Origin of the sequence: Methylophilus sp., from assembly GCF_052173275.1 — a bacterium.
GTDB lineage: Bacteria > Pseudomonadota > Gammaproteobacteria > Burkholderiales > Methylophilaceae > Methylophilus.
Genome location: NZ_JBQMUL010000002.1, coordinates 2,295,163 through 2,316,301, shown reverse-complemented (window position 1 = coordinate 2,316,301; position 21,139 = coordinate 2,295,163). Strand labels below are relative to the sequence as shown.

Below are 21,139 nucleotides of genomic sequence, written 5' to 3'. Positions count from 1 at the left end.
ATGGCCGTTTCTATTCATGCAACAGCCATTGTTGATGAAGGTGCCAGCATAGGTGAAGGCACGTCCATCTGGCACTGGGTGCATATTTGTAGCCAGGCTCAGATTGGCAGTCACTGCTCATTAGGCCAAAACGTCTTTGTCGGCAATAAAGTAGTCATTGGCAACAATGTCAAAATCCAGAATAACGTCTCGGTATACGATAATGTCACGCTGGAAGATGACGTATTTTGTGGCCCAAGCATGGTCTTCACCAATGTCTACAACCCACGCTCATTTATTTCCAGAAAAGATGAATACCGCAACACTTTGGTCAAACGTGGCGCAACCATAGGTGCAAACGCGACTATTGTTTGTGGCGCCACCATAGGCGCTTACGCATTCATAGGCGCGGGTGCTGTCATTAAAGATAATGTCGCGGATTATGCATTGATGGTAGGCGTCCCCGCCAAACAAATCGGCTGGATGAGCAAACATGGCGAACGCATTCCCCTGCCCATGTCCGGCCATAGCGAATACACCTGCCCCCATACCGGTGAGCGATACAAGCTCAACGGCAACAACCTTGAATGTACTGAAAAATGACCATTCCGTTTATTGATCTCAAAACACAATATCGCGCGCTGGAAACTCAAATCCAGGCAAGGATCAACCGTGTTCTCGAGCATGGTCAATACATCATGGGCCCGGAAGTCCGCGAGCTGGAAGAAAAGCTGGAAGCATTCACAGGGGCCAAACACTGCATTACTGTCGCTTCTGGCACAGAAGCGTTGTTGATCAGCCTGATGGCATTGAATATTCAGCCAGGTGATGAAATCATCACCACCCCATTCACGTTTGTAGCAACCGCAGAAGTCATCGTGTTGCTTGGCGCCATACCCGTTTTCGTCGATATCGAACCAGACACCTGCAATATAAACGCATCCCTTATTGAAGCCCGCATCACGCCAAAAACCAAAGCCATCATGCCAGTTTCCCTGTATGGGCAACCAGCAGATATGGATGAGATCAATCAGATTGCCGAAAGATATCAACTACCTGTCATTGAAGACGCCGCACAAAGTTTCGGCGCTACATACAAAGGAAGAAAAAGCGGTAATCTATCAACCATAGGTTGCACCAGCTTCTTCCCGAGCAAACCATTGGGCTGCTACGGTGACGGTGGCGCGATTTTCACCAATGATGATGCACTTGCCCAGGCCATGCGTGAAATCCGCGTACACGGCCAATCCAAACGCTACGTGCATACCAGAGTCGGTGTGGGCGGCAGAATGGATACGTTGCAATGTGCGATAGTCCTCGCAAAACTGGAGCGATTTGATTGGGAGATCGAGCAACGCCAACAAATAGGCCAACGTTACAATGAACTCTTAAGTGACAAAGTCCGCCTGGTCACCCAGCGCCCTGACCGCACCACTGTTTATGCGCAATACACTGTGTTTACAGATGCAAGGGAGCAACTGCAGGCAACGCTGAACGAACAAGGCATACCAACCGCCGTGCATTACCCTATTCCCCTAAACGAACAGCCCGCCTATAAAAACCTGTGCTCTCAAGAGCCTACGCCAGTGGCGAATAAAGTGGCCCAGCAAGTGATGAGCCTGCCAATGTCGCCAGATCTGGACAGTGACACTCAGAACACCATTGCCAATGCGCTATTAAAAGCATTACCAGTTTTAAATGCTTAAAACCTTGTTCAGGTCGCGTGTATTTGGCAACACGGCAATTTATACACTAGCAAATGTGCTCAATGGTGCAATTCCATTCTTGCTTTTGCCAGTATTGACACGTGTGTTTACACCCGAGGAGTATGGATTAGTCACATTAATTAGCCTTTTGATTTCAATTTTGGGAGCATTTACAGGCTTAAGTATTCATGGTGCGGTGAGTGTCAATTTTTTCAACAAATCTATCGACCATCCGCGCTTTGTTGGCTCATGCGTACAGATTTTAATTGGTAGCACATCCCTAACCCTTTTAGTCGCCTATTTGTTTTCCAACCAAATATCACACTTTTTTCATATCCCGAAAAACTGGCTATTAATAGCAACCGTTGCTTCGGCAGCACAATTCATTATCAACATCAGATTAACCTTATGGCAAGTTAAAGAGAAAGCTTTGCATTACAGTGTTGCGCAGGTTTCGCAAACTGTTTTTAATATTTCACTTTCACTTGCATTAGTATTTTGGTTGTTCCTGGGTTGGGAGGGACGCGCCCTTGGCATAGTACTGTCATCATTGTTTTTTTGTTTTCTAGCATTATTGTCAATGCACAATGACAAAGCCATCATCTGGCAGGGTGATCGCTTATATACCAAGAAAGCATTGCTTTTTGGCGTACCTCTCATTCCCCATGTGATTGGCGGGTTAGTAATGGCGATGTCTGACAGATTTTTTATAGCGAAACTTTTGGATACGAGTCAGGTTGGAATTTTCACAGTGGCGCTTCAAGTATCATTGATTATTAATTTTATTGTTGACGGACTGCTTAAGTCTTACTCACCTGAGCTAATGAGACAATTACAAACGAATAATGAAACAGAAAAATTGGGTATCGTTAAAAAAACATATTTAATTTTTGGTTTTTTGTTTCTGATAAGCAGCATCTACATTTTTGCATTGCCTCTTGTATTACCATTTATCGTCGGTGACAAGTTCAATGCATCTATTACCTATGTACCATGGTTAGTCTATGCGGGCATGTTTTCAGGACTGTATTATTTGGTTGGACTTTATATTGTGTTCGTTGGAAAAACGCACCTATTATCAATCATAACGTTGACAGTAAGCCTGATACATTGCGTATTGCTGTATGTGTTGATTAACGTAAATGGTTTGATAGGTGCAGCTCAGGCAGCCTTAATATCCTCTGTATTAATGTTTGTTTTTACCTGGTTGTTTTCATCCCATGTTTATCCGATGAAATGGCTTTACTTTGTTCCGGCGAGGGTTAATCATGAATAAAGTACTTATCATAGGGGACTCGCTCTCTATGGTCAGGCCAGACCAAGATATCAAACATGAAGATATATATGCCTACCTTCTCCAGCAAGAGTTGAATAACGATGGCTATAACTATTTCGTCTTGAATGCTTCTTGCAGAGCAAACTCCTCTCAGAATGCAGTCTCAACAAACTTTTTATGTGAAACGCTAGATTCGATAAAGCCAGATTTGATTGTATATTTCCTAGGGATTGTCGATTGCATGCCTAGACTGTTTGGTCGTTACCAGCGACTCTTAATCCGCGCGATGATGTCGGTTAAATTGCTGAGAATTCTGGGGAAATTAATCATTTCATATCATTCCAGGAATAGGTATTTATTCACTCAACGGAAACTGATTCAATTTGTTCCTATAGATTCGTGGAAAGAGAATCTGGAGAAATTTGTTGAGAAAACCTCTTGTAAAATAGTTTTCGTCAATATTCCTCATCCAGGGAAGCAACTGCAAACAAGGAATTTTGAGATTGAAAAAATCATTAAAGACTACAACAATTGCCTGAACGTTATTGCCGAGAATAACAATGCTATAGTTTTAAACTTTTACAATGAAACATTCAAAAGACCCGATCTTCTTCTGGATGATGGATATCACATTACCAAGAATGCTCATCAATGGCTTACTAAAGAGTTACTAAACATAATCAAGCCAGAAACTAAAAATAATCTTAAAACACAAGCAGAAATCTAGAGATACTTATGATTCCATATGGCCGACAAAATATCAGTGAAGAAGACATCTCTGCTGTCGTAGAGGTGCTTCGCTCCGAATGGCTAACTCAAGGACCTGGAATTGCTCATTTTGAAGCAGCAGTGGCGAATCATTGCCAGGCTAAATATGCAATTGCAGTCAGCAATGCTACAGCAGCACTACATATTTCCTGCCTGGCACTGGATGTCAAAGCCGGAGATATCGTATGGACAAGTCCAAATACGTTTGTTGCTAGTGCAAACTGCGCAAGATACTGCGAGGCTGATGTCGATTTTGTCGATATTGACCCGATCACGCTCAACATGAGCGTCAGTGCGCTTCAAGCTAAACTTGAGGCTGCTGAGAAAACTGGCAAATTACCTAAAGTGGTCATCCCGGTACACTTTTCCGGTCTGCCTTGCGATATGAAAGCAATCCATGCATTATCAAAAAAATATGGCTTTCGTATTATTGAAGATGCATCTCATGCAATTGGTGCGCAATATGAAGGTAAACCTGTCGGCGCTAGCGAGTATAGCGACATTACCGTTTTCAGCTTTCACCCAGTCAAAATCATAACGACCGCTGAAGGCGGCATGGCTCTCACTAATCAACCAGAACTGGCTGACCGCCTGGCACGCTTGCGAAGCCATGGGATCGCCCAAAGAAAAGAGCATTTAATTAAACCGGCAGAAGGTGCTTGGGAATATCAGCAGTTAGAACTTGGTTTTAATTACAGGATGACAAATCTACAGGCGGCTCTAGGATATAGCCAGCTGCAAAGACTTACAGAGTTTGTATTAAAGAGAAGAGAGCTTGCTCGGCATTACCACACGCTTATTGAAGGCCTTCCAGTGACCAGGCCTGCGCAATCAGAGAACTCTTCCTGGCACCTTTATCCTATAAGAGTCGAAAAGAACAAAAGAAAGAACATGTTCGATGCTTTTAGACAAGCTGATATCTGGGTTCAGGTACATTACATACCAGTACATACACAACCCTATTATCAAGCGTTAGGTTTTAAGTGGGGAGACTTCCCCAATGCTGAAGAATACTTTCATCAAGCAATTAGCATTCCTCTATTTTTTGATTTGTCACATGATGACCAAGAGTTAATCGTGTCTTTCCTTAAAAACAACCTGTATTAAAGCTCAATCTGCTCTAGCGTTTTTAAATAGAAAATATATGAACAAAAAAACACTACCTCTGATTTTTGAATGTGCAAATGCACATGGCGGAGATTATGCATTATTGGAAAAAACCATTCACGAATTCGGTAATGTTAAATACGATGAAAAATACATAAAATTTCAACCATTCCATCCTGACAGAATAGCGACATCAGATTACGAATGGTACAACGTTTATCAAGAGCTATTACTGACAGCTGAAAAGTGGCGCGATCTCATTCAACTATCAAGCAAATACTTCACAGGGATTTTATTAGACATTTTTGACACCTATGGCGTAGAGATCTTTGCGAACAATACTGAACTGCTAAGAGGTATCAAGCTGCAGGCATCAGTATTAGATAATCAGGAAGTGATTTCATCCATTCAAGGGATTAACCTTTCAGGTAAGTTACTGATATTAAATATTTCAGGCTTTGAAATCTCTCAAATTGAATCAATCATCGAACAATTTAATTTAATTGCCCCAGATGCAGAGATTGTGCTTCAAATCGGATATCAGGCATATCCAACTAAAATAGAAGACTCGGGATTACAAAAAATATCCATCATCAAAGCGGCCTTTCCTCAATACAGGATTTGCCTTGCAGATCATGTCGATGCTGAAAGTGAGTGGGCTACGATTTTACCGCTATTAGGCATTTCTTCAGGATGCTCCATCATTGAGAAGCACATTACCCTGGATAGAAGCAGCGCTAAATATGATAAATTCTCTGCTCTGCATTTAGCAGAAATGCAAACGCTAGCTGATAGACTTACTTCGTCTGAAAGTATCTTGCACGGTTTATTTATCAGTGAAACTGAAGAAAACTATCTTAAAAAGACAGTTCAGATCCCTGTTTTGAAACACGATTTGGCAGCTGGTAGTCTTTTATCCAAAGCGGATATTATTTTCAGACGGACGCCTTTGACCGGTATCACATTTAAACAAATCACAGATATCCAATTTGATAAAAAAGTGACAAGTTTGAATTTAGAGGCTGGAGATGTCATTCAGTCATCTAATTTTAAACCGGCAAAAGTTGCGGCTATAGTCGCTTGCAGAATGAAATCTACGCGCTTGAAAGATAAAGCCATCTTGCCGATTCATGGCACTCCTTCGGTAGAACGCTGTTTAAAAAATGTCTCACGGATAAAAGATGTTCAGGAAGTCATACTCGCCACATCGACGATTGAAGAAGATAACGTCCTTTCCAACTACACTCTCGGTCAGAAAGTTAAATTCTGGCAAGGAGATCCTGACGATGTCATACACAGGTATCTAGGTGCATGCGACCTTTATGATATTGATGTCATCGTAAGGGTGACCGCAGATTGCCCTGTTGTCTCTTCAGAAATCGCAGAATACTTGCTAACACAGCACTTCCAGACCGGTGCCGACTATACGGCTGCCAAAAATTTTGCCGTGGGTACAGCGTGCGAGATTTATAATACGGAAGCACTGAGGCGAGTCATAAGCTATTTAGGCAGCGCGCAATACTCGGAATACATGACCTGGTATATGCAAAATAATCCGGATATTTTTAAAGTAGAATTGGTTGATTTACCTGAGCAACTGGTCAGGGATTACAGATTGACGCTGGACTACCCGGAAGATCTTGAGCTTTTTGAAAAACTATTTGAGCAGCTCGACTCTGAAAACAAGGAAGCAACCCTTGAGAACGTTTTCAGTATATTAGATAAAAATAAAGAATTAGCGGCATTAAATGCACATCTAGTTTTAAAATATAAGACTGATCAGGATTTAATCAACAAATTAAATCAGGTTACAAAAATACAAAAAACCTGAATCGGTACATTCAACTCCATTAAGCTAAATTAGGGATAACGATATTTAAATGAAAGAAAACGAAAAATTTTCGACAGAGCAAGAAGCGTTCTGGGCTGGCAGCTTCGGCTCCGATTACATATCTCGTAACCAGGGAGAAATGTTACTGGCGTCTAATCTGAAATTCTTTAGTAATGCACTTGCAAGAGTAGCCGACATCGGCACCTGTATCGAATTTGGTGCCAATATTGGCATGAATTTACGGGCGCTCAAGCTGCTCTACCCCAAAACACAGCTGAATGCGATTGAAATTAATCCGGATGCTGCTAAAGAGCTTTCGCAAGTGATAGGCGAATCAAATGTGTTTGAAGGATCTATATTTGAATATCCGGCAACGCAAAAATTTGACCTTGCTTTGATTAAAGGTGTGCTTATCCATATTAATCCAGAGATGTTAAGCAAGGTCTATCAAAAGCTATATGACGCTTCAAACAGATACATACTGGTATGCGAGTATTACAACCCATCACCCGTGAGCATTAACTACAGAGGCCATACAGACCGTCTGTTCAAGCGTGATTTTGCGGGGGAGATGCTAGACACTTTTAGTGACCTTAAACTCATTGATTACGGATTCTCGTATAAACGTGACCCATCCTTCCCGCAAGATGATATCACTTGGTTTTTGATGGAAAAAAAGGGTTGATATGCTGAAATACTGCGTACGTTGCGTGATGCCGCACACTAAGCCGGACCTTCATATTGATGAAGAAGGTATATGTAATGCATGTCGCTCAATTGAAAAAAGAAAAGAAGTTGACTGGGACCAAAGGCACCAGGAACTACTGACAGTACTCGAGAAATACCGCAAGAATGGTACTAACTGGGATTGTATCGTGCCGGTGAGCGGTGGCAAAGACAGCACTTATCAGGTTATCCGCATGCTTCAATTGGGGCTTAACCCATTGTGCGTGACCTCTACCACCTGTGACCTGTCAGAGATCGGTCGAAAAAACATAGAGAACATAAAAAAACTCGGCGTAGATTATGTGGAGTTCTCCCCTAACCCGCTGGTCAGGGCGAAACTGAATAAAATCGGGCTGGTTGAAGTGGGCGATATCTCCTGGCCTGAGCATGTAGGTATTTTCACCATTCCAGTTCGCGCAGCCGTTCAATACAACGTGCCATTCATTGTCTGGGGAGAAAACCCTCAAAATGAATACGGTGGCCCTGCCGCAGCATCGGATAACAATACCTTGACCAGACGCTGGCTTGAGGAGTTTGGCGGCCTGCTTGGCATGCGTGTGGCCGATCTGACTGAAAGCTATGGCATTGAAGCAAGACACCTACTGCCCTATCAATATCCTAGTGATGAAGAATTGCAACGCGTGGGCGTGACCGGGTTGTTCCTCGGGCACTATTTACCGTGGGATGGGTTATCCAACGCATTGATTGCCCAGGCCAATGGATTCGTCACTTTTGATCAGCCGGTTGAAGGCAGTATGGTTAATTACGAGAATTTAGATAATCACCAAACCGGTATCCATGACTATTTTAAATACCTGAAATTCGGTTTTTCACGCGCAACCGACATTGCCTGCCTGCATGTGAGGCGCAACCGGATCACCCGCCAGGATGCAATTGAGATTGTGAAAACTCGGGACGGTAAATTCCCATGGACATACCTCGGCAAGCCGATTGAGAAAATTCTGGAACCATTGGATATGTCGGTCGATGAATTCATCAAAATTTGTGACAAGTTCACAAACAAAAAGATTTTTAAGAAAGATGCTTCAGGCAGCTTGATTAAAGACAAATATGGCAACCTTGAGAAAATCAATTACGACAACGCATGAAAGTCGCGATTATAAATTACGGGATGGGCAATTTAGGTTCCGTACGCCGCTCTTTTGAGGAGGCTGGTGCAGACGTAGTCATTGCAAATCACCCATCTACCTTATACGAAGTGAATAGAATTGTTTTGCCTGGCGTGGGGGCTTTCCCTGAAGGAATGTCGCACCTGAATAAAGGGGGCTGGGTTGAAGCCTTGCAAGAAACGGTATTGCAACAAAAAAAACCTTTGCTGGGAATTTGCCTGGGCATGCAGATGCTGGCAGATAGTGGCGATGAAGGGGTAGAAACGCCAGGATTGGGCTTCATTGCAGGCTCAGTAAAAAGAATTGATCAGCTGGGCTGTGATCAACGCGTGCCTCATATGGGTTGGAATGAAGTGCACTATCATGATGCGAAGCATGCATTACTCCAGCATATTCCGGATAGCTCAGACTTTTACTTTGTGCATAGCTATGCTTTTGAAACCAAACATGCTGAAGATTTGTTGGCGACAACGCAATATGGCAGCGACCTGACAGCCATCGTCGCCAAAAACAATGTATTTGGCTGCCAGTTTCATCCTGAAAAGAGTTCCAAGGCTGGCAGGCAATTGCTTAAAAACTTTATGGCGTATGCATCATGTTAAAAGTAAGAGTCATCCCAACCTTGCTATGGAAGGATTTTGGCCTGGTAAAAGGCGTTGGCTTCGATAGCTGGCGCCGGGTGGGTTCGGTATTACCGGCTATCAAAGTTTACAACTCCAGAGATGTGGATGAGCTGATTGTGGTGGACATCACCGCATCCCATGAGAAAAATGCGCCTGACCACGAGTCAGTAGCAGATTTTGCTGAAGAATGTTTTGTACCCCTGACAGTTGGCGGAGGAATCACGCGGCTGGATGAAGTACTGCACTTACTGCATGCGGGGGCTGATAAAGTTTCAATGAATACAAGCGCTTATACAGACCCCAGCCTGATTGATCAAGTTGCAGGAAAGTTTGGTGCACAATGCGTGGTCGCAAGCATCGATGTCAAACTTGATGCGAATGGCGTTTACAAATGTTTTAGCCATGCCGGCTCCATTGATACAGGCAAAGACCCGGTGACCTGGGCGCGTGAACTGGTTGATCGTGGCGCAGGTGAGATACTGCTTACCTCGATTGACAGGGATGGCACAATGCAAGGGTATGACCTGGCGCTCACCGAACAGGTGACACGGGCGGTCAATGTGCCTGTGATCGCATCCGGCGGTGCTGGCAATTATCAGCATATGATTGATATCGTCACGCAGGCAGGTGCTTCAGCTGTGGCTGCTGCCAGCATTTTTCATTTCACTGAACAGACACCCGCTGGAGCAAAACAGGCAATGAAAGCAGCAGGTATTGCTATCAGAGAAAACTTTGTGAGCTACCCCTAAGTGAAGATCCTGTTTCGTACCGATGCATCTGCCGAGATAGGCACCGGGCATGTCATGCGCTGCAGCACATTGGCTGAAGAGCTGCATGCGCAAGGTGCTGCTGTACATTTTGTATGCCGGCGCTTGCCAGACGATCTGCAAAGCATGTTGCTGGACAAAGGCTTTACTGTCTCGCTATTGGACGAGATTCCAGAGAGCTCAGAAAAAGACGACGCGCTATTACCTCACTCTCATTGGCTTGATATCTCGCAATCTGCAGACGCCTCGGCTACTTTAAATGTCATTCAAGGTGATCATTTCGACTGGATTATTGTAGATCATTACGCGCTGGACAAGACTTGGGAAGCAGCGATGCGACCCGTGACCCATAAAATCATGGTCATTGATGACCTCGCAGACCGGGAACATGCGTGCAATCTCTTGTTTGACCAGAATTTCCATCTAGATCAACACCACAGGTATCAGCATTTGGTACCTAAAGATTGCCGCATGCTGATAGGCCCTGAATATGCACTGCTAAGAAATGAGTTTAAAACATGCAGAATGCAAGCAGGCATTCGCAGTGATAGCGTAAAATCCATATTGGTTTTTTTTGGTGGTGTCGATCAGTTCGACTTCACCAGTAAAGCGGTCTTGGCATTAGCAAACATACGTGATGCAGATTTAACGGTAGATGTTGTCATTGGTGCTCAGCATCCTGCGCGCGAAGCTTTAATCGCATCATGCGCCGCTCACGGCTTTAATCTGCACATACAGACCAGTCACATGGCAGAATTAATGCTTAAGGCTGACCTGTCGATTGGTGCAGGTGGTGGTGCAGTATGGGAGCGTGCATGTCTGAAGTTGCCAACGATCAGTATCGCAATTGCAGAGCACCAAGTCAGCCAATTAAATGATCTGTCTCAAACCGGTATGATTTATTCGTTTGACAGTCATGATGTGACACCACTTAAAATACAAAAACATGTGGAAGCCTTAATAGAAAACCAGGCGCTGCGTCACCTGCTTTCAGTCAACTCAGCCGCACTGGTAGATGGGGCAGGCGCAACAAAAGTAGCACGCATTTTACTCACAGCGACACATTTGGATATGCGTCTTGCGACGATTGCAGATGAGCAGGATTTGTACGAGTGGAGAAACCATCCAACAATCAGAGCAGTTTCTTTTAACCAACAAGCGATTACCCTGGAGCAGCATACACAATGGTTTAGAAGTACACTTTCTAACCCGCAAAGGCTATTACTGATTGGTGAGCTGAAAGAAAAGCCGGTCGGTGTTGTAAGATTCGATATTGATGGAGACTCAGCCGAAGTTTCCATTTATTTAATACAAGAAAATCATCATAAAGGCTTGGGGCAATCACTCCTGAGCAGCGCTGAGCAATGGTTGAAGGCAAACAAGAAAAATATTTCAGTGATCAAGGCCAACGTCATTGAAGAGAACAGCATTTCACAGCGATTTTTTACGCAAGCTGGTTACAAGCCTGTCTCCAGAAGCTATGAGAAAGTACTTTAAAACATGAAACAAGCTATTTCGATCGGCCATCACGCTATTGGAGCCGGGCACGCCCCATTTGTGATTGCAGAAATGTCAGGCAATCATAACCAGTCTTTGGATCGCGCCCTTCAGATCGTTGAAGCCGCCGCAAAAACCGGGGCACATGCGCTTAAAATCCAGACTTACACGCCTGACACCATGACGCTGGATTTAGATGAAAGAGAATTTCATATTGCGGATGCTGGCAGCTTATGGAATGGCACATCCTTATACAAGCTTTATGGTGAAGCTTATACGCCGTGGGAATGGCACAAGCCTATTTTTGACAAAGCAGCCGAGCTGGGCATGCTTGCCTTTAGCACACCGTTTGACGAGACCTCTGTAGATTTCCTCGAATCACTCAATGTGCCCTGCTACAAAATTGCTTCATTCGAAAATACTGACCTGCCCTTAATCCGCAAAGTGGCAGCGACCGGAAAACCGTTGATCATCTCGACAGGCATGGCCTCGATTGCCGAGTTAGACGACACGGTGCGCGCAGCACGAGAGTCTGGCTGCGAGCAATTGATCTTATTGAAGTGCACCAGTACTTATCCTGCCACACCTGAGAACACCAACATTCTTACCATTCCACATCTCAGAACACTGTTCGATTGTGAAATCGGGCTGTCAGACCATACCATGGGTGTCGGTGTATCAGTGGCCAGTGTCGCCCTCGGTGCCACGGTAGTTGAGAAGCATTTTACGCTCGACCGCTCAGAAGGCGGGGTCGACAGCGCTTTCTCGATGGAACCGGCTGAAATGGCGCAATTAGTGGTCGAAACTAAACGCGCCTGGCAAGCCCTTGGCAAAGTCAGTTATGGCGTCACGCATGCAGAAAAAAAATCGCTGCAATTCCGCCGTACACTTTATATTGTGGAAGACATGAAAGCTGGTGATGTGCTTTCCCCAACGAATTTAAGAGCTATCAGGCCGGGGCTGGGCCTGGCACCAAAATATTTATCTGTATTTTTAGGCAAGACATTAACCAAAGACTGTCCAAGAGGGACTCCGCTAAGCTGGGATCTTATCTAATCAGCCATGATAAGTTTGCAAGATATTCTTGAAGTCGAGAATGACTCGACCTTGCTTGATGTCAAGTGCCCTCAGACCGGGCTTTTATTATGGCCGCTAGTTCGCCAGGAAGTCATCCAATGGGTGATTTCCGAACAGGTATATAAAACCGCTGCTTTGATCAACCTGTCGCCACACGTACAGAGCCGGACAAAAGCCATGAGCGCACTACTGAAAGCCGCGTGGCACAACCTGACATCCCCTTCTAAACCCAGCCCTATCCTGTTGATGGCAACCGGTGCTGGCCTGATCACAAAAAATGGCCAGCTGTTTAATCGGCTTAGCGATTATTTTGCATTGCAACATCATGAAAGTACGCTGGTGATTGAAGATTTATTCAACTGGAACTGGCCCGAAAACAGGGCGAACAACAAGGTGATGTACCACACACCGACCCAGGTAAAAGTGTCCATATATTCAAACTTGAAAGTGACGCACAAGCATGTGTCGCTGGCAAAACAGTTGCTTGATATATTTACATTGAATCTCAAGCATCAACTTGGCATCATGTTGCCAGAAAACGTTTATCAGCTGGTACAACGCAGATTATCGAAAAAAATCGCCATTTTGCCTGTCAGAAAACAGTTTTACCAAAAACTCTTGGGTAAGCTGAAACCGACCTTGCTGGTAAAGGAGGAAGCTTGTTATGGCCATTCCGGTGTCATTAACCATACAGCAAGGGAAATGGGCATTTACGTGGCTGAATACCAGCATGGTGCCATCAATGCCGGACACGATGCCTATAACCATGCTGCCAGACTGATCACTGACAGGGACTATCAGTCGCTATTGCCAAACGCCCTGTTAAGTTATGGGGAATGGTGGCATCAATATATCAACCTGCCTGTTGAAAAGACAGTGATAGGCAATCCGCACAGATCAGAAAGACTTGCCGTAACCTCTGTCGGGCAAATGAATAAAAATGAAATCCTGGTGCTGGGTGATGGGGTCGAGACTGGAATGTACCTTGAGCTCGCGGTTTTTTTATCCAAAAACCTGCCCGCATTCAAAGTCGTTTTCAGACCGCACCCCTTAGAACGGCAGAAGCTGGCTGAAATATTGTCATCGACTAGCCTGGATAAACTCACAATAGACTCGCGTCTGGATATCTACGATTCGTTTAGAAGCGCACATGTAGTCATTAATGAAGTTTCAACCGGCCTGTTTGAGGCTGTTGGATTGGTAGACCGCGTATTGATCTGGGATACAGCAAAATCCAGATTCTACTTTCCGCATCATCCTTTTGAGTCGTTTACTGATAAAGAAGACCTGCTTTCAAAAATACGACAGCCGGATCAAGGGCTTGTCGCCCCGGCCCAGGCTGAAAAGATATGGGCAAGTGGCTGGAAAGAGAACTACCAGCACTTTGCCAGGGAGCACTTGATAAATGTATAGGGATTTCGTTTGATAGCCATCATAGATTACGGTATGGGCAATGTTGGCTCCGTATTTAATATGTTACGCAAACTGCGTAGCCAGGTCATTATTACCAGCAAGCCTGAAGAAATCGAGGCAGCTGACAAGCTGATTTTGCCTGGTGTAGGGCACTTTGACCGTGGCATGGCCAATTTAAAGGCTTCCGGTTTAATTGAACTGCTCAATGCGCAGGTATTAGAACAACAGAAACCGGTCATGGGAATTTGCCTCGGCATGCAGATGATGACCAGAGGAAGCGAAGAAGGCAGTTTACCTGGCCTGGGATGGGTGTCTGCTGATACGCGCAAGTTTTTACCTGTTGATAACCTCAAGATTCCGCACATGGGCTGGAACCATATCGCTGCCCAACCAGATCGAAAATTATTTGACTCTGCTACACCGGAACCAGCGCGTTTTTATTTTGTACACAGCTATTATGTGCAAGCCGACAGTCATCACGATGTGGCAGCTTATTGCCATTACAGCCATGACTTTGTCGCTGCATTTGAAGTCAATAATATTATGGGGGTGCAATTTCACCCTGAAAAAAGCCATATGTTCGGGATGAACCTGTTCAGAAAGTTTGTCGCGTTATGAACGGCTTGTTTAACCGTGTCATCCCTTGCCTGCTATTACAGGATGGCGGGCTGGTTAAAACCAGGCAATTTGGCCATCCCAAATATGTGGGCGACCCGATCAATGCGGTGCGGATATTTAATGATAAATATGTCGATGAATTGATATTCCTGGATATTCGTGCCTCCCGTTTAAATCTTGAACCTGATTACGACTTGATTGAACGCATCGCAGGTGAGTGCTTTATGCCACTTTGCTATGGTGGCGGTGTAAAAACTCTGGCGCAGGCAAAAAAACTGGTCGCACTCGGCGTTGAAAAAATTGCTGTGAACAGTGCGTTCATACACGATCCGCAATTGATTCAACAGCTAGTTTGTGAATTGGGTGCGCAAAGTGTAGTTGGCGCCATCGACATTAAACGTAACTTTTGGGGCCATGAGCGTGTCTATGACGCCAGCCGTCAACGCCTGACAGCACTTGAACCTGAAACACATCTCAAACAGCTCATCGCCGCAGGTGTTGGTGAGATTCTGATCAACGATGTTGAGCGTGACGGCATGTTCACTGGCTACAATATTGAACGACTGCAACACCTTTCCCAAATCAGCAGCGTGCCCCTAGTGGCTTGTGGCGGAGCGCAAAGCCTGGATGACATGCAACAAGCTTTTGACAACGGCGCATCTGCTGCGGCAGCGGGCAGTATGTTTGTATTTTATGGGCCACATCGTGCAGTGCTGATTACTTACCCGGAATACGCCCAGATCAAAAAACTGTTTGCAGGAAACGCTTTATGACTAGACCATTACAAGAATGCACCCGCTGTGTAATGGATGAAAGTGCTTCAGAGATCACTTTTGACCAGGCTGGCCAATGCAACTACTGCACCGAGACATTAATCAAGCTGAAAAACTTTCAGCCTGCCAGCAAAGAAGCACTGCAGGACAAATTTAACCAGCTGATCGCCGATATCAAACAGGCCGGCAAAGGCAAGCCTTATGACTGCATTATCGGTGTTAGCGGCGGCGCTGACAGTGCTTATGCTTTATACATCGCAAAACGCAATGGTTTGCGGCCGCTGGCAGTACATATGGATAACGGCTGGAACTCAGAACTAGCTGTCAATAACATCGAGAACCTGGTGAGAAAACTGGGCGTGGATTTATATACACACGTCATCAACTGGCATGAATACCGCGCCTTGCAACAGGCTTTTTTTGACGCAGATGTGATTGATATTGAATTGCTTTATGACAATGCCATGCTCGCAGTTAATTACCGTCTGGCAGCTAAATACGGAATTAAACACATCCTCGCGGGCACAAATACCACGACTGAAGGCATGAGAATGCCCAAAGGTTGGAACTGGTTCAAGTTTGATCAAACCAACATCAAAGCCATCGCCAAAAAATCCAATGCAAAACTAAACAGTATGCCTACTCTAAGCGTATTGAGTTACGCCTGGTATCGATTTGTGCGTGGCATCCAATGGCTGGATTTCCTGGATTATATTGATTACCACAAACCAACATGCCTAGCAGAGATACAAGAAGAAATCGGCTATCGGCCCTACCCTTATAAACATTATGAATCTATCTTCACCCGCTTCTACCAAGGCTACCTTTTGCCTCAGAAATTCGGGGTTGATAAAAGACGCTTGCATCTTTCCACCCTTATCTGCTCAGGGCAAATGACAAGGGCGAAGGCCACAGAGCTTCTTGCACACTCCCCCTATCCGGATGAAGATGATCTGAAATCAGATATCGATTATTTTCTGAAAAAAATGAAATGGTCTGAGCAAGATCTGGCAGACTATTTAACCAGGCCAGCGAAATCACACGCTGATTACGCTTCAGAATACCTGCAAGCTCAAAAATTAAAAAAAATATATCTAACTTTTACTAATGTACTTAAGGGAAAGAAATGAGTGAATCATCAATACTGCTTAAAAGCGATATCAAGTTTTTTATTAAAAATTTTCTGAAAAAAACACTGGGTATACAAATAAAAAAAGTACGCAAAGAGGATGCACGGATCAAAAGCAAAGTGTCAGTCAGCGCAATTAAAAAACTGATCAGGGACAAAGGATTCGCTGTTTCAGATGGGCAGGCTTCCTGGTTTTATACCGCTTACGAAAGAGGCGATCTGGATCCGCTAACAAACTTTGCCATGACATTCCTGGAAACAAACATCGATAAAAAATCGCCCATCCTGATCACAGGTTGCGGTACCGGGATCATGGCATTCCATCTCGCAGATGCTGGTTACACGAACATTGCAGGATTTGATTATCTGCATGAATGCGTCGAGGTCGCCCAGCAAGTTTCCATCATGGGCAATTACAACATCACTTTTTATCAGGATGATGGTTTTAATCCTAAAGACACTGGTCAAAAGTATGATGCCATCACGGCCTTGCATTGGGTGTTTTCTGCCTGGATGGGCAATTATGGCAATAAAAAGCTAGCTGCTGAAAAAGTAGCATCTGCCGACTTCAGAGAAGAGTTACTGACTGATTTCTTGCAAAAATATTCGACCTTATTAAATACAAATGGTGTCTTGATTCTGGAGTTGACCGATGCAGTGAGCGATTACCGCATTCCAACTGATCATTATTTGGGCGAATTATCAAAAGACATTTATCCGATAAGACACTCGCCAGAACAAGTTGAAAAATGTGCTGCGGTAGCCGGCTTGTCAGTCATATCGAAAAATCTGAGTGTTTTGTATGGCCATCACCCAAGAGCACAATACATTCTTAGAAAACTATAAGCTTTCGTAATGCGAGTTTTATATCTGCATCCCGCTGGCGCATTCGGAGGGGCTTCTAAAAGCCTGATCGAGTTGTATGTGGCGGCAAAAAAACTGGGGAATATCGAGGCCGTCGTACTGACACCAAGTGGAACGGCTGCAACCGCTTTTGAAAAGGCGGGTATGCAGGTGGTAGAAACCATAGGCTTATCGCAATTTGATCACACCAGATATGGATACTATCGCCATTTAAGATGGTTAATTCTACTGCGTGAATTACTTTATTTTCCAGTCACCTTGGTCGCTTTACTCAGGTTGAGCAGGACGCAAGCGAATTTCGACCTTATCCATGTGAACGAAATCACATTATTGCCAACAGCACTGCTGGCAAATTGGGTGTTTAAACTGCCTATGATTTTTCATGTACGTTCTGTACAACACCCGGATCAAACAAGCTGGCGTACACGCCAGGTATTCAAACTACTGAGCAAATTTGCCAGCACAGTGATTTGTATCGATGAAACCGTACGTGCATCTGTGCCCAACTGGCTGAAAACCACGGTCATTCATAACGGTATCAGCATTGACTCCGGGCTTGGTCAGCCTCGTACTCACACAGAGATTATCAACGTCGGTATGGCAGGTGTCTTGTTGCGCTCCAAAGGCGTGTATGAATTTTTACAGGCAGCAGATATTCTCGTTAACGATAGGCAAAGAAAAGTCCACTTTACGATTGCTGGTGAAAATGCAAGAGATACGTCCGGTTTAAAACAGTGGATGCTCAAAAAACTTGGCTTTTATGAAGATGTACTTGCACAAGCCAAAGAGTTTGTCAGGGAAAATGGCCTTGAACAGCACGTGACTTTCAAAGGCTTTCTGCCAGATATTCGAAAGTTTTACCCTGGTATGGATGTGATTTGCTTTCCTTCGCACTTGAATGCCTGTGGCAGGCCTGTGTTTGAAGCAGCGCTTTTTGGAATCCCGAGTATTGTAGCAATCCAGCATCCACTAGAAGATGCCATTATTCATGGTGTTACCGGTTTGGCAATTGATCATCCATCTCCAGTATTGTTAGCAGATGCAATTGATACCCTGGTGCTTGACCAGGACTTTAGAGATTCATTAGGCCAGCAGGCACGAGATTGGGCACTTACCCATTTTTCTATTGAAAGTAGCGCAGCGCATCTCCTTAACATCTATTATTATATTTTAAAAAAAATAAAATAACTTCCACTTCTCTTAGCGCTTACTTTGCCCCCCCCCCCTACTCTGCTAAAATATAATTGGCGGCAAAATAGTTTCTGAGCTGATCTCACAGCGATGCTCTGATAACAAAAAAAACAGGAAATCACGAAAAAGATGATCCTGCCAAAAAAAACCAATCAATCGCGATGCTAAAAACCTCTTACTTCCCACTCGCACTCATGTCCAGCAACCTGGCCATGACCGGCCTTTTAATTGTTTGCGGCCTTGCAGGCTTAAACGAACTTGCAGCGGACATTGCGATTACCCAAGCCGTTACCCTTGCGTTATTTAGTGCATTTTCAGCCAATGCCAGAAATCTGATTTTAAAAAGCAGCTCGCCATTAGCAGCAAACCAGTTACTTTACTATCGGCTTATTTTTTTACTGCCTCTGCTAGCCCTTGCCTACTGGCTTTCATCAATCTCCAATGTAAATGCGTTTATTGCGCTTATTTTGCTGTTACGCAGGTCAATTGAATGGTTGGATGAAATATTCCTTTCAGAAATGGAACGGCTCAATCATAAAAAAGTAGCTTTCCAATATTTTGTGATGCAATCGCTACTGCTGGCTTTCGCATTGGTTTGGTTACTTACCAACATGCCCTTCCCTTTATTTGGCATATTGCTTTGGGCAATTTCGCCACTTGGCTTAAGCGGGCGTTTTTATTTACGCATGCCAAATACCGGCCTGGATCAGCTGTACAGCATCGTCAGAAGAATCTCACCGCATATTGGTTCAACTGCCGTGATTGGCATCACTGTTTATGTCTTCCGGCTGCTGATGATTGATTTGCTAGGCAAGCCTGTCGCAGGTGATTTGTTTGTGGCATTTGCTATCGGGGGTATTTTGGGGTCCGTCATTGCCAACGCATTTGGCCCAACGATGGTCTTTGCGCAACAGGCAAACAATCATATTCAATACCCAACATTGTTAAAAATATTGATGACTGTATTTTTCATCATGGGTACATGCCTGATTTTCACATCGCCCATGCTCGTGCTTTTTAATAAAACACCATTATTCTGGCAAGCGGTAGGCTTATCCATGATAGGAGCCGTCCCTATGGTCATTGCACAGTTGACCAGACATCGGCTATTACAAACGCACGACGACCATGACTTATTTGGTCCGGACGTTTTAATGAACGTTTTTTTGGTCGCTATCATGCCACTGGTTTACTACCTGCTGGGTATTCAGTGCATGGCAGCCATGTACTTGTTCAGCTCGGTATTGGCCTGGTTGTTTTATAAAAGCTATGAGTCTTATGAGCTCGGCCATCTGGCACATTGGAGAAAAACCTTTGCGCAGATGACGCCGCTACTTGTGTGTTTACTGGTCTTGCCGGTTTTCTTTCAGTTTGGTTCCGGCATTTTCACTGCGCCAGATCTCTTTTTCGATAGCAATCGTTCCATCTCAAGGCTGCCATTTCCTTTTTCTATCATGGCTAACTTTGCGATTTTATTGGGTATTGGCGCTTTCTCGCGTGCCAGGGTCTCCCTGCTATTTATCTTTGTTTCTTTCGTGCTGATGACGGTTGCCGTTGTTATCAGCACGCCTGCAGCCACACTTGCTCAAGAATCCAAGTTTATTCAAATTGCACAGTTTACGTTGCCGATGTTTGCGCTTATTTCCGGTCAATTTTTTGAAGAGAACAAAAATCAGTCTGTATTCACTTTCGAAAAGATATTTTTTTACACAATCTTACTTGTGGTTTCTTTGCAGCTTGCATGCACTTTATTAGCAGGGTCAGCAACGTTATTGCCATCGCTGAAAATATTCAGTATCTATCAATACCTACACTATGTCCCTGTCATGTTCATTATCAGTTACACCTTTATTTTCGAACGGTTATGGCGTGATGCGTTCAAGCCTGTCTTGTTGCTGTTGTTATGGGCATTACTGGCACTATATTCGGTCATGACAGGCTCACTTTTCATTGTCGCGACCTATATCGTTTGCATGCTGTCTTATGTGGTTTTCTTCGGGAAATTGAAACAACACAAACCGTTAAAAGTATTTTTAGGCATGATTTTCATCACTATCACTGCTTTTACTTACCACCAGCATTCCAACTTGACGAAAAACGTTGATTTAGCCGCAGGCCCAGTAAGCATGATCACCAAAGTGCAGTATGGATGGGATCAGAAATCAGATGGATGGGGAAGTCATTTAGAGGCAATATATCAACATCCTCAAACATTTTTAGTAGGTCATTCACATATTTCAGCGCGCGGAAGCGCCGCCAGCCCTCACAACTACTACCTGGATTTCATTTATAATTTTGGCGTGGTGGGGCTATTGCCATTATTCGCGCTGATCGTATTTACCGTTTACAAAACGTGGACTGAATACAGGCAAGTCATTTGCAACTCACACCTCTTGTACCCGTTGTTATCGATTGTATTTCTTCTGTTTATTGAAAATACCTTCTACATGGGGTTAAAGCAACCTTACCCCGGTATACTCAGTTTTTTTCTGTGGGGCATTTACCTTAGTCGCATAGATCAACCTAAAAAAAGAATAAAATCAATCGTATGAACTTATCATTAATATTTAACAACTTTCAAAACACGTTTCAATACTTCCGTGAAGAAGTCACTGCACTTCAGCCTGACTTTAACAGACCATTATTTAACATTTCAAGATATTT

Annotated in this window: 19 protein-coding genes; all 19 read left to right on the top strand. The window is 44.2% G+C overall.

The features are described 5' to 3' along the window. Positions 1-582, top strand: a complete 582-nt coding sequence (locus ACTS9Y_RS12300) for an N-acetyltransferase (RefSeq protein WP_442586217.1) — start codon at positions 1-3, stop codon at positions 580-582. Continuing rightward, on the top strand, positions 579-1,685 hold the full coding sequence (locus ACTS9Y_RS12295) for a DegT/DnrJ/EryC1/StrS family aminotransferase (protein ID WP_442586216.1): 1,107 nt from the start codon (positions 579-581) through the stop codon (positions 1,683-1,685). The genes ACTS9Y_RS12300 and ACTS9Y_RS12295 overlap by 4 nt, the downstream gene beginning before the upstream one ends. Continuing rightward, positions 1,678-2,961, top strand: coding sequence for a lipopolysaccharide biosynthesis protein (locus ACTS9Y_RS12290; RefSeq protein ID WP_442586215.1), 1,284 nt, complete (start codon positions 1,678-1,680; stop codon positions 2,959-2,961). Before ACTS9Y_RS12295 ends, ACTS9Y_RS12290 begins: the two co-directional genes overlap by 8 nt. Then, entirely contained in the window at positions 2,954-3,688 is a 735-nt protein-coding gene (locus ACTS9Y_RS12285; RefSeq protein ID WP_442586214.1) for an SGNH/GDSL hydrolase family protein, read from the top strand. Before ACTS9Y_RS12290 ends, ACTS9Y_RS12285 begins: the two co-directional genes overlap by 8 nt. Before the next feature lie 8 nt (positions 3,689-3,696). Next, complete coding sequence (gene pseC / locus ACTS9Y_RS12280; protein WP_442586213.1) at positions 3,697-4,836, top strand: UDP-4-amino-4,6-dideoxy-N-acetyl-beta-L-altrosamine transaminase; 1,140 nt, start codon at positions 3,697-3,699, stop codon at positions 4,834-4,836. A gap of 37 nt (positions 4,837-4,873) precedes the next feature. Beyond that, positions 4,874-6,667 carry a cytidylyltransferase domain-containing protein gene (locus ACTS9Y_RS12275; protein ID WP_442586212.1) on the top strand — a complete coding sequence of 598 codons (1,794 nt, stop codon included), beginning with the start codon at positions 4,874-4,876 and terminating at the stop codon, positions 6,665-6,667. Positions 6,668-6,716: 49 nt separating this feature from the next. Then, positions 6,717-7,352 carry a pseudaminic acid biosynthesis-associated methylase gene (locus tag ACTS9Y_RS12270; RefSeq protein ID WP_442586211.1) on the top strand — a complete coding sequence of 212 codons (636 nt, stop codon included), beginning with the start codon at positions 6,717-6,719 and terminating at the stop codon, positions 7,350-7,352. A gap of 1 nt (position 7,353) precedes the next feature. Beyond that, complete coding sequence (locus ACTS9Y_RS12265; protein WP_442586210.1) at positions 7,354-8,502, top strand: N-acetyl sugar amidotransferase; 1,149 nt, start codon at positions 7,354-7,356, stop codon at positions 8,500-8,502. Further along, the gene (gene hisH, locus ACTS9Y_RS12260; protein WP_442586209.1) at positions 8,499-9,125 is read left to right on the top strand and encodes an imidazole glycerol phosphate synthase subunit HisH; all 627 of its coding nucleotides are present in this window, start codon (positions 8,499-8,501) and stop codon (positions 9,123-9,125) included. Before ACTS9Y_RS12265 ends, hisH (ACTS9Y_RS12260) begins: the two co-directional genes overlap by 4 nt. Beyond that, a complete protein-coding gene (hisF, locus tag ACTS9Y_RS12255) occupies positions 9,119-9,895 on the top strand; it encodes an imidazole glycerol phosphate synthase subunit HisF (RefSeq protein WP_442586208.1) in 777 nt (258 codons plus the stop codon). The genes hisH (ACTS9Y_RS12260) and hisF overlap by 7 nt, the downstream gene beginning before the upstream one ends. Beyond that, a complete protein-coding gene (pseG, locus tag ACTS9Y_RS12250) occupies positions 9,896-11,410 on the top strand; it encodes a UDP-2,4-diacetamido-2,4,6-trideoxy-beta-L-altropyranose hydrolase (RefSeq protein ID WP_442586207.1) in 1,515 nt (504 codons plus the stop codon). A gap of 3 nt (positions 11,411-11,413) precedes the next feature. Further along, positions 11,414-12,466: a pseudaminic acid synthase gene (gene pseI / locus ACTS9Y_RS12245; protein ID WP_442586206.1), complete on the top strand. Its 1,053-nt coding sequence runs from the start codon at positions 11,414-11,416 to the stop codon at positions 12,464-12,466. Between the two features lie 6 nt (positions 12,467-12,472). Further along, positions 12,473-13,900: a hypothetical protein gene (locus tag ACTS9Y_RS12240; RefSeq protein WP_442586205.1), complete on the top strand. Its 1,428-nt coding sequence runs from the start codon at positions 12,473-12,475 to the stop codon at positions 13,898-13,900. 9 nt (positions 13,901-13,909) lie between these two features. Beyond that, complete coding sequence (gene hisH, locus ACTS9Y_RS12235) at positions 13,910-14,518, top strand: imidazole glycerol phosphate synthase subunit HisH (RefSeq protein ID WP_442586204.1); 609 nt, start codon at positions 13,910-13,912, stop codon at positions 14,516-14,518. Further along, positions 14,515-15,291 carry an AglZ/HisF2 family acetamidino modification protein gene (locus ACTS9Y_RS12230; protein ID WP_442586203.1) on the top strand — a complete coding sequence of 259 codons (777 nt, stop codon included), beginning with the start codon at positions 14,515-14,517 and terminating at the stop codon, positions 15,289-15,291. The genes hisH (ACTS9Y_RS12235) and ACTS9Y_RS12230 overlap by 4 nt, the downstream gene beginning before the upstream one ends. Continuing rightward, entirely contained in the window at positions 15,288-16,421 is a 1,134-nt protein-coding gene (locus tag ACTS9Y_RS12225) for an N-acetyl sugar amidotransferase (protein WP_442586202.1), read from the top strand. The genes ACTS9Y_RS12230 and ACTS9Y_RS12225 overlap by 4 nt, the downstream gene beginning before the upstream one ends. Then, entirely contained in the window at positions 16,418-17,266 is an 849-nt protein-coding gene (locus ACTS9Y_RS12220) for a class I SAM-dependent methyltransferase (RefSeq protein WP_442586201.1), read from the top strand. Before ACTS9Y_RS12225 ends, ACTS9Y_RS12220 begins: the two co-directional genes overlap by 4 nt. Positions 17,267-17,275: 9 nt before the next feature. Beyond that, a complete protein-coding gene (locus tag ACTS9Y_RS12215) occupies positions 17,276-18,472 on the top strand; it encodes a glycosyltransferase family 4 protein (protein WP_442586200.1) in 1,197 nt (398 codons plus the stop codon). A 215-nt stretch (positions 18,473-18,687) separates the two neighbouring features. After that, on the top strand, positions 18,688-21,027 hold the full coding sequence (locus ACTS9Y_RS12210) for a hypothetical protein (RefSeq protein WP_442586199.1): 2,340 nt from the start codon (positions 18,688-18,690) through the stop codon (positions 21,025-21,027). Positions 21,028-21,139 lie beyond the last annotated feature (112 nt).

What these genes read in the sequence shown, in the direction of transcription:
- ACTS9Y_RS12300 (WP_442586217.1), top strand. Translation starts at nt 1, where the DNA reads ATGGCCGTTTCTATTCATGCAACAGCCATTGTTGATGAAGGTGCCAGC.
- ACTS9Y_RS12295 (WP_442586216.1), top strand. Translation starts at nt 579, where the DNA reads ATGACCATTCCGTTTATTGATCTCAAAACACAATATCGCGCGCTGGAA.
- ACTS9Y_RS12290 (WP_442586215.1), top strand. Translation starts at nt 1,678, where the DNA reads ATGCTTAAAACCTTGTTCAGGTCGCGTGTATTTGGCAACACGGCAATT.
- ACTS9Y_RS12285 (WP_442586214.1), top strand. Translation starts at nt 2,954, where the DNA reads ATGAATAAAGTACTTATCATAGGGGACTCGCTCTCTATGGTCAGGCCA.
- pseC (WP_442586213.1), top strand. Translation starts at nt 3,697, where the DNA reads ATGATTCCATATGGCCGACAAAATATCAGTGAAGAAGACATCTCTGCT.
- ACTS9Y_RS12275 (WP_442586212.1), top strand. Translation starts at nt 4,874, where the DNA reads ATGAACAAAAAAACACTACCTCTGATTTTTGAATGTGCAAATGCACAT.
- ACTS9Y_RS12270 (WP_442586211.1), top strand. Translation starts at nt 6,717, where the DNA reads ATGAAAGAAAACGAAAAATTTTCGACAGAGCAAGAAGCGTTCTGGGCT.
- ACTS9Y_RS12265 (WP_442586210.1), top strand. Translation starts at nt 7,354, where the DNA reads ATGCTGAAATACTGCGTACGTTGCGTGATGCCGCACACTAAGCCGGAC.
- hisH (WP_442586209.1), top strand. Translation starts at nt 8,499, where the DNA reads ATGAAAGTCGCGATTATAAATTACGGGATGGGCAATTTAGGTTCCGTA.
- hisF (WP_442586208.1), top strand. Translation starts at nt 9,119, where the DNA reads ATGTTAAAAGTAAGAGTCATCCCAACCTTGCTATGGAAGGATTTTGGC.
- pseI (WP_442586206.1), top strand. Translation starts at nt 11,414, where the DNA reads ATGAAACAAGCTATTTCGATCGGCCATCACGCTATTGGAGCCGGGCAC.
- ACTS9Y_RS12240 (WP_442586205.1), top strand. Translation starts at nt 12,473, where the DNA reads ATGATAAGTTTGCAAGATATTCTTGAAGTCGAGAATGACTCGACCTTG.
- ACTS9Y_RS12230 (WP_442586203.1), top strand. Translation starts at nt 14,515, where the DNA reads ATGAACGGCTTGTTTAACCGTGTCATCCCTTGCCTGCTATTACAGGAT.
- ACTS9Y_RS12225 (WP_442586202.1), top strand. Translation starts at nt 15,288, where the DNA reads ATGACTAGACCATTACAAGAATGCACCCGCTGTGTAATGGATGAAAGT.
- ACTS9Y_RS12220 (WP_442586201.1), top strand. Translation starts at nt 16,418, where the DNA reads ATGAGTGAATCATCAATACTGCTTAAAAGCGATATCAAGTTTTTTATT.
- ACTS9Y_RS12215 (WP_442586200.1), top strand. Translation starts at nt 17,276, where the DNA reads ATGCGAGTTTTATATCTGCATCCCGCTGGCGCATTCGGAGGGGCTTCT.
- ACTS9Y_RS12210 (WP_442586199.1), top strand. Translation starts at nt 18,688, where the DNA reads ATGACCGGCCTTTTAATTGTTTGCGGCCTTGCAGGCTTAAACGAACTT.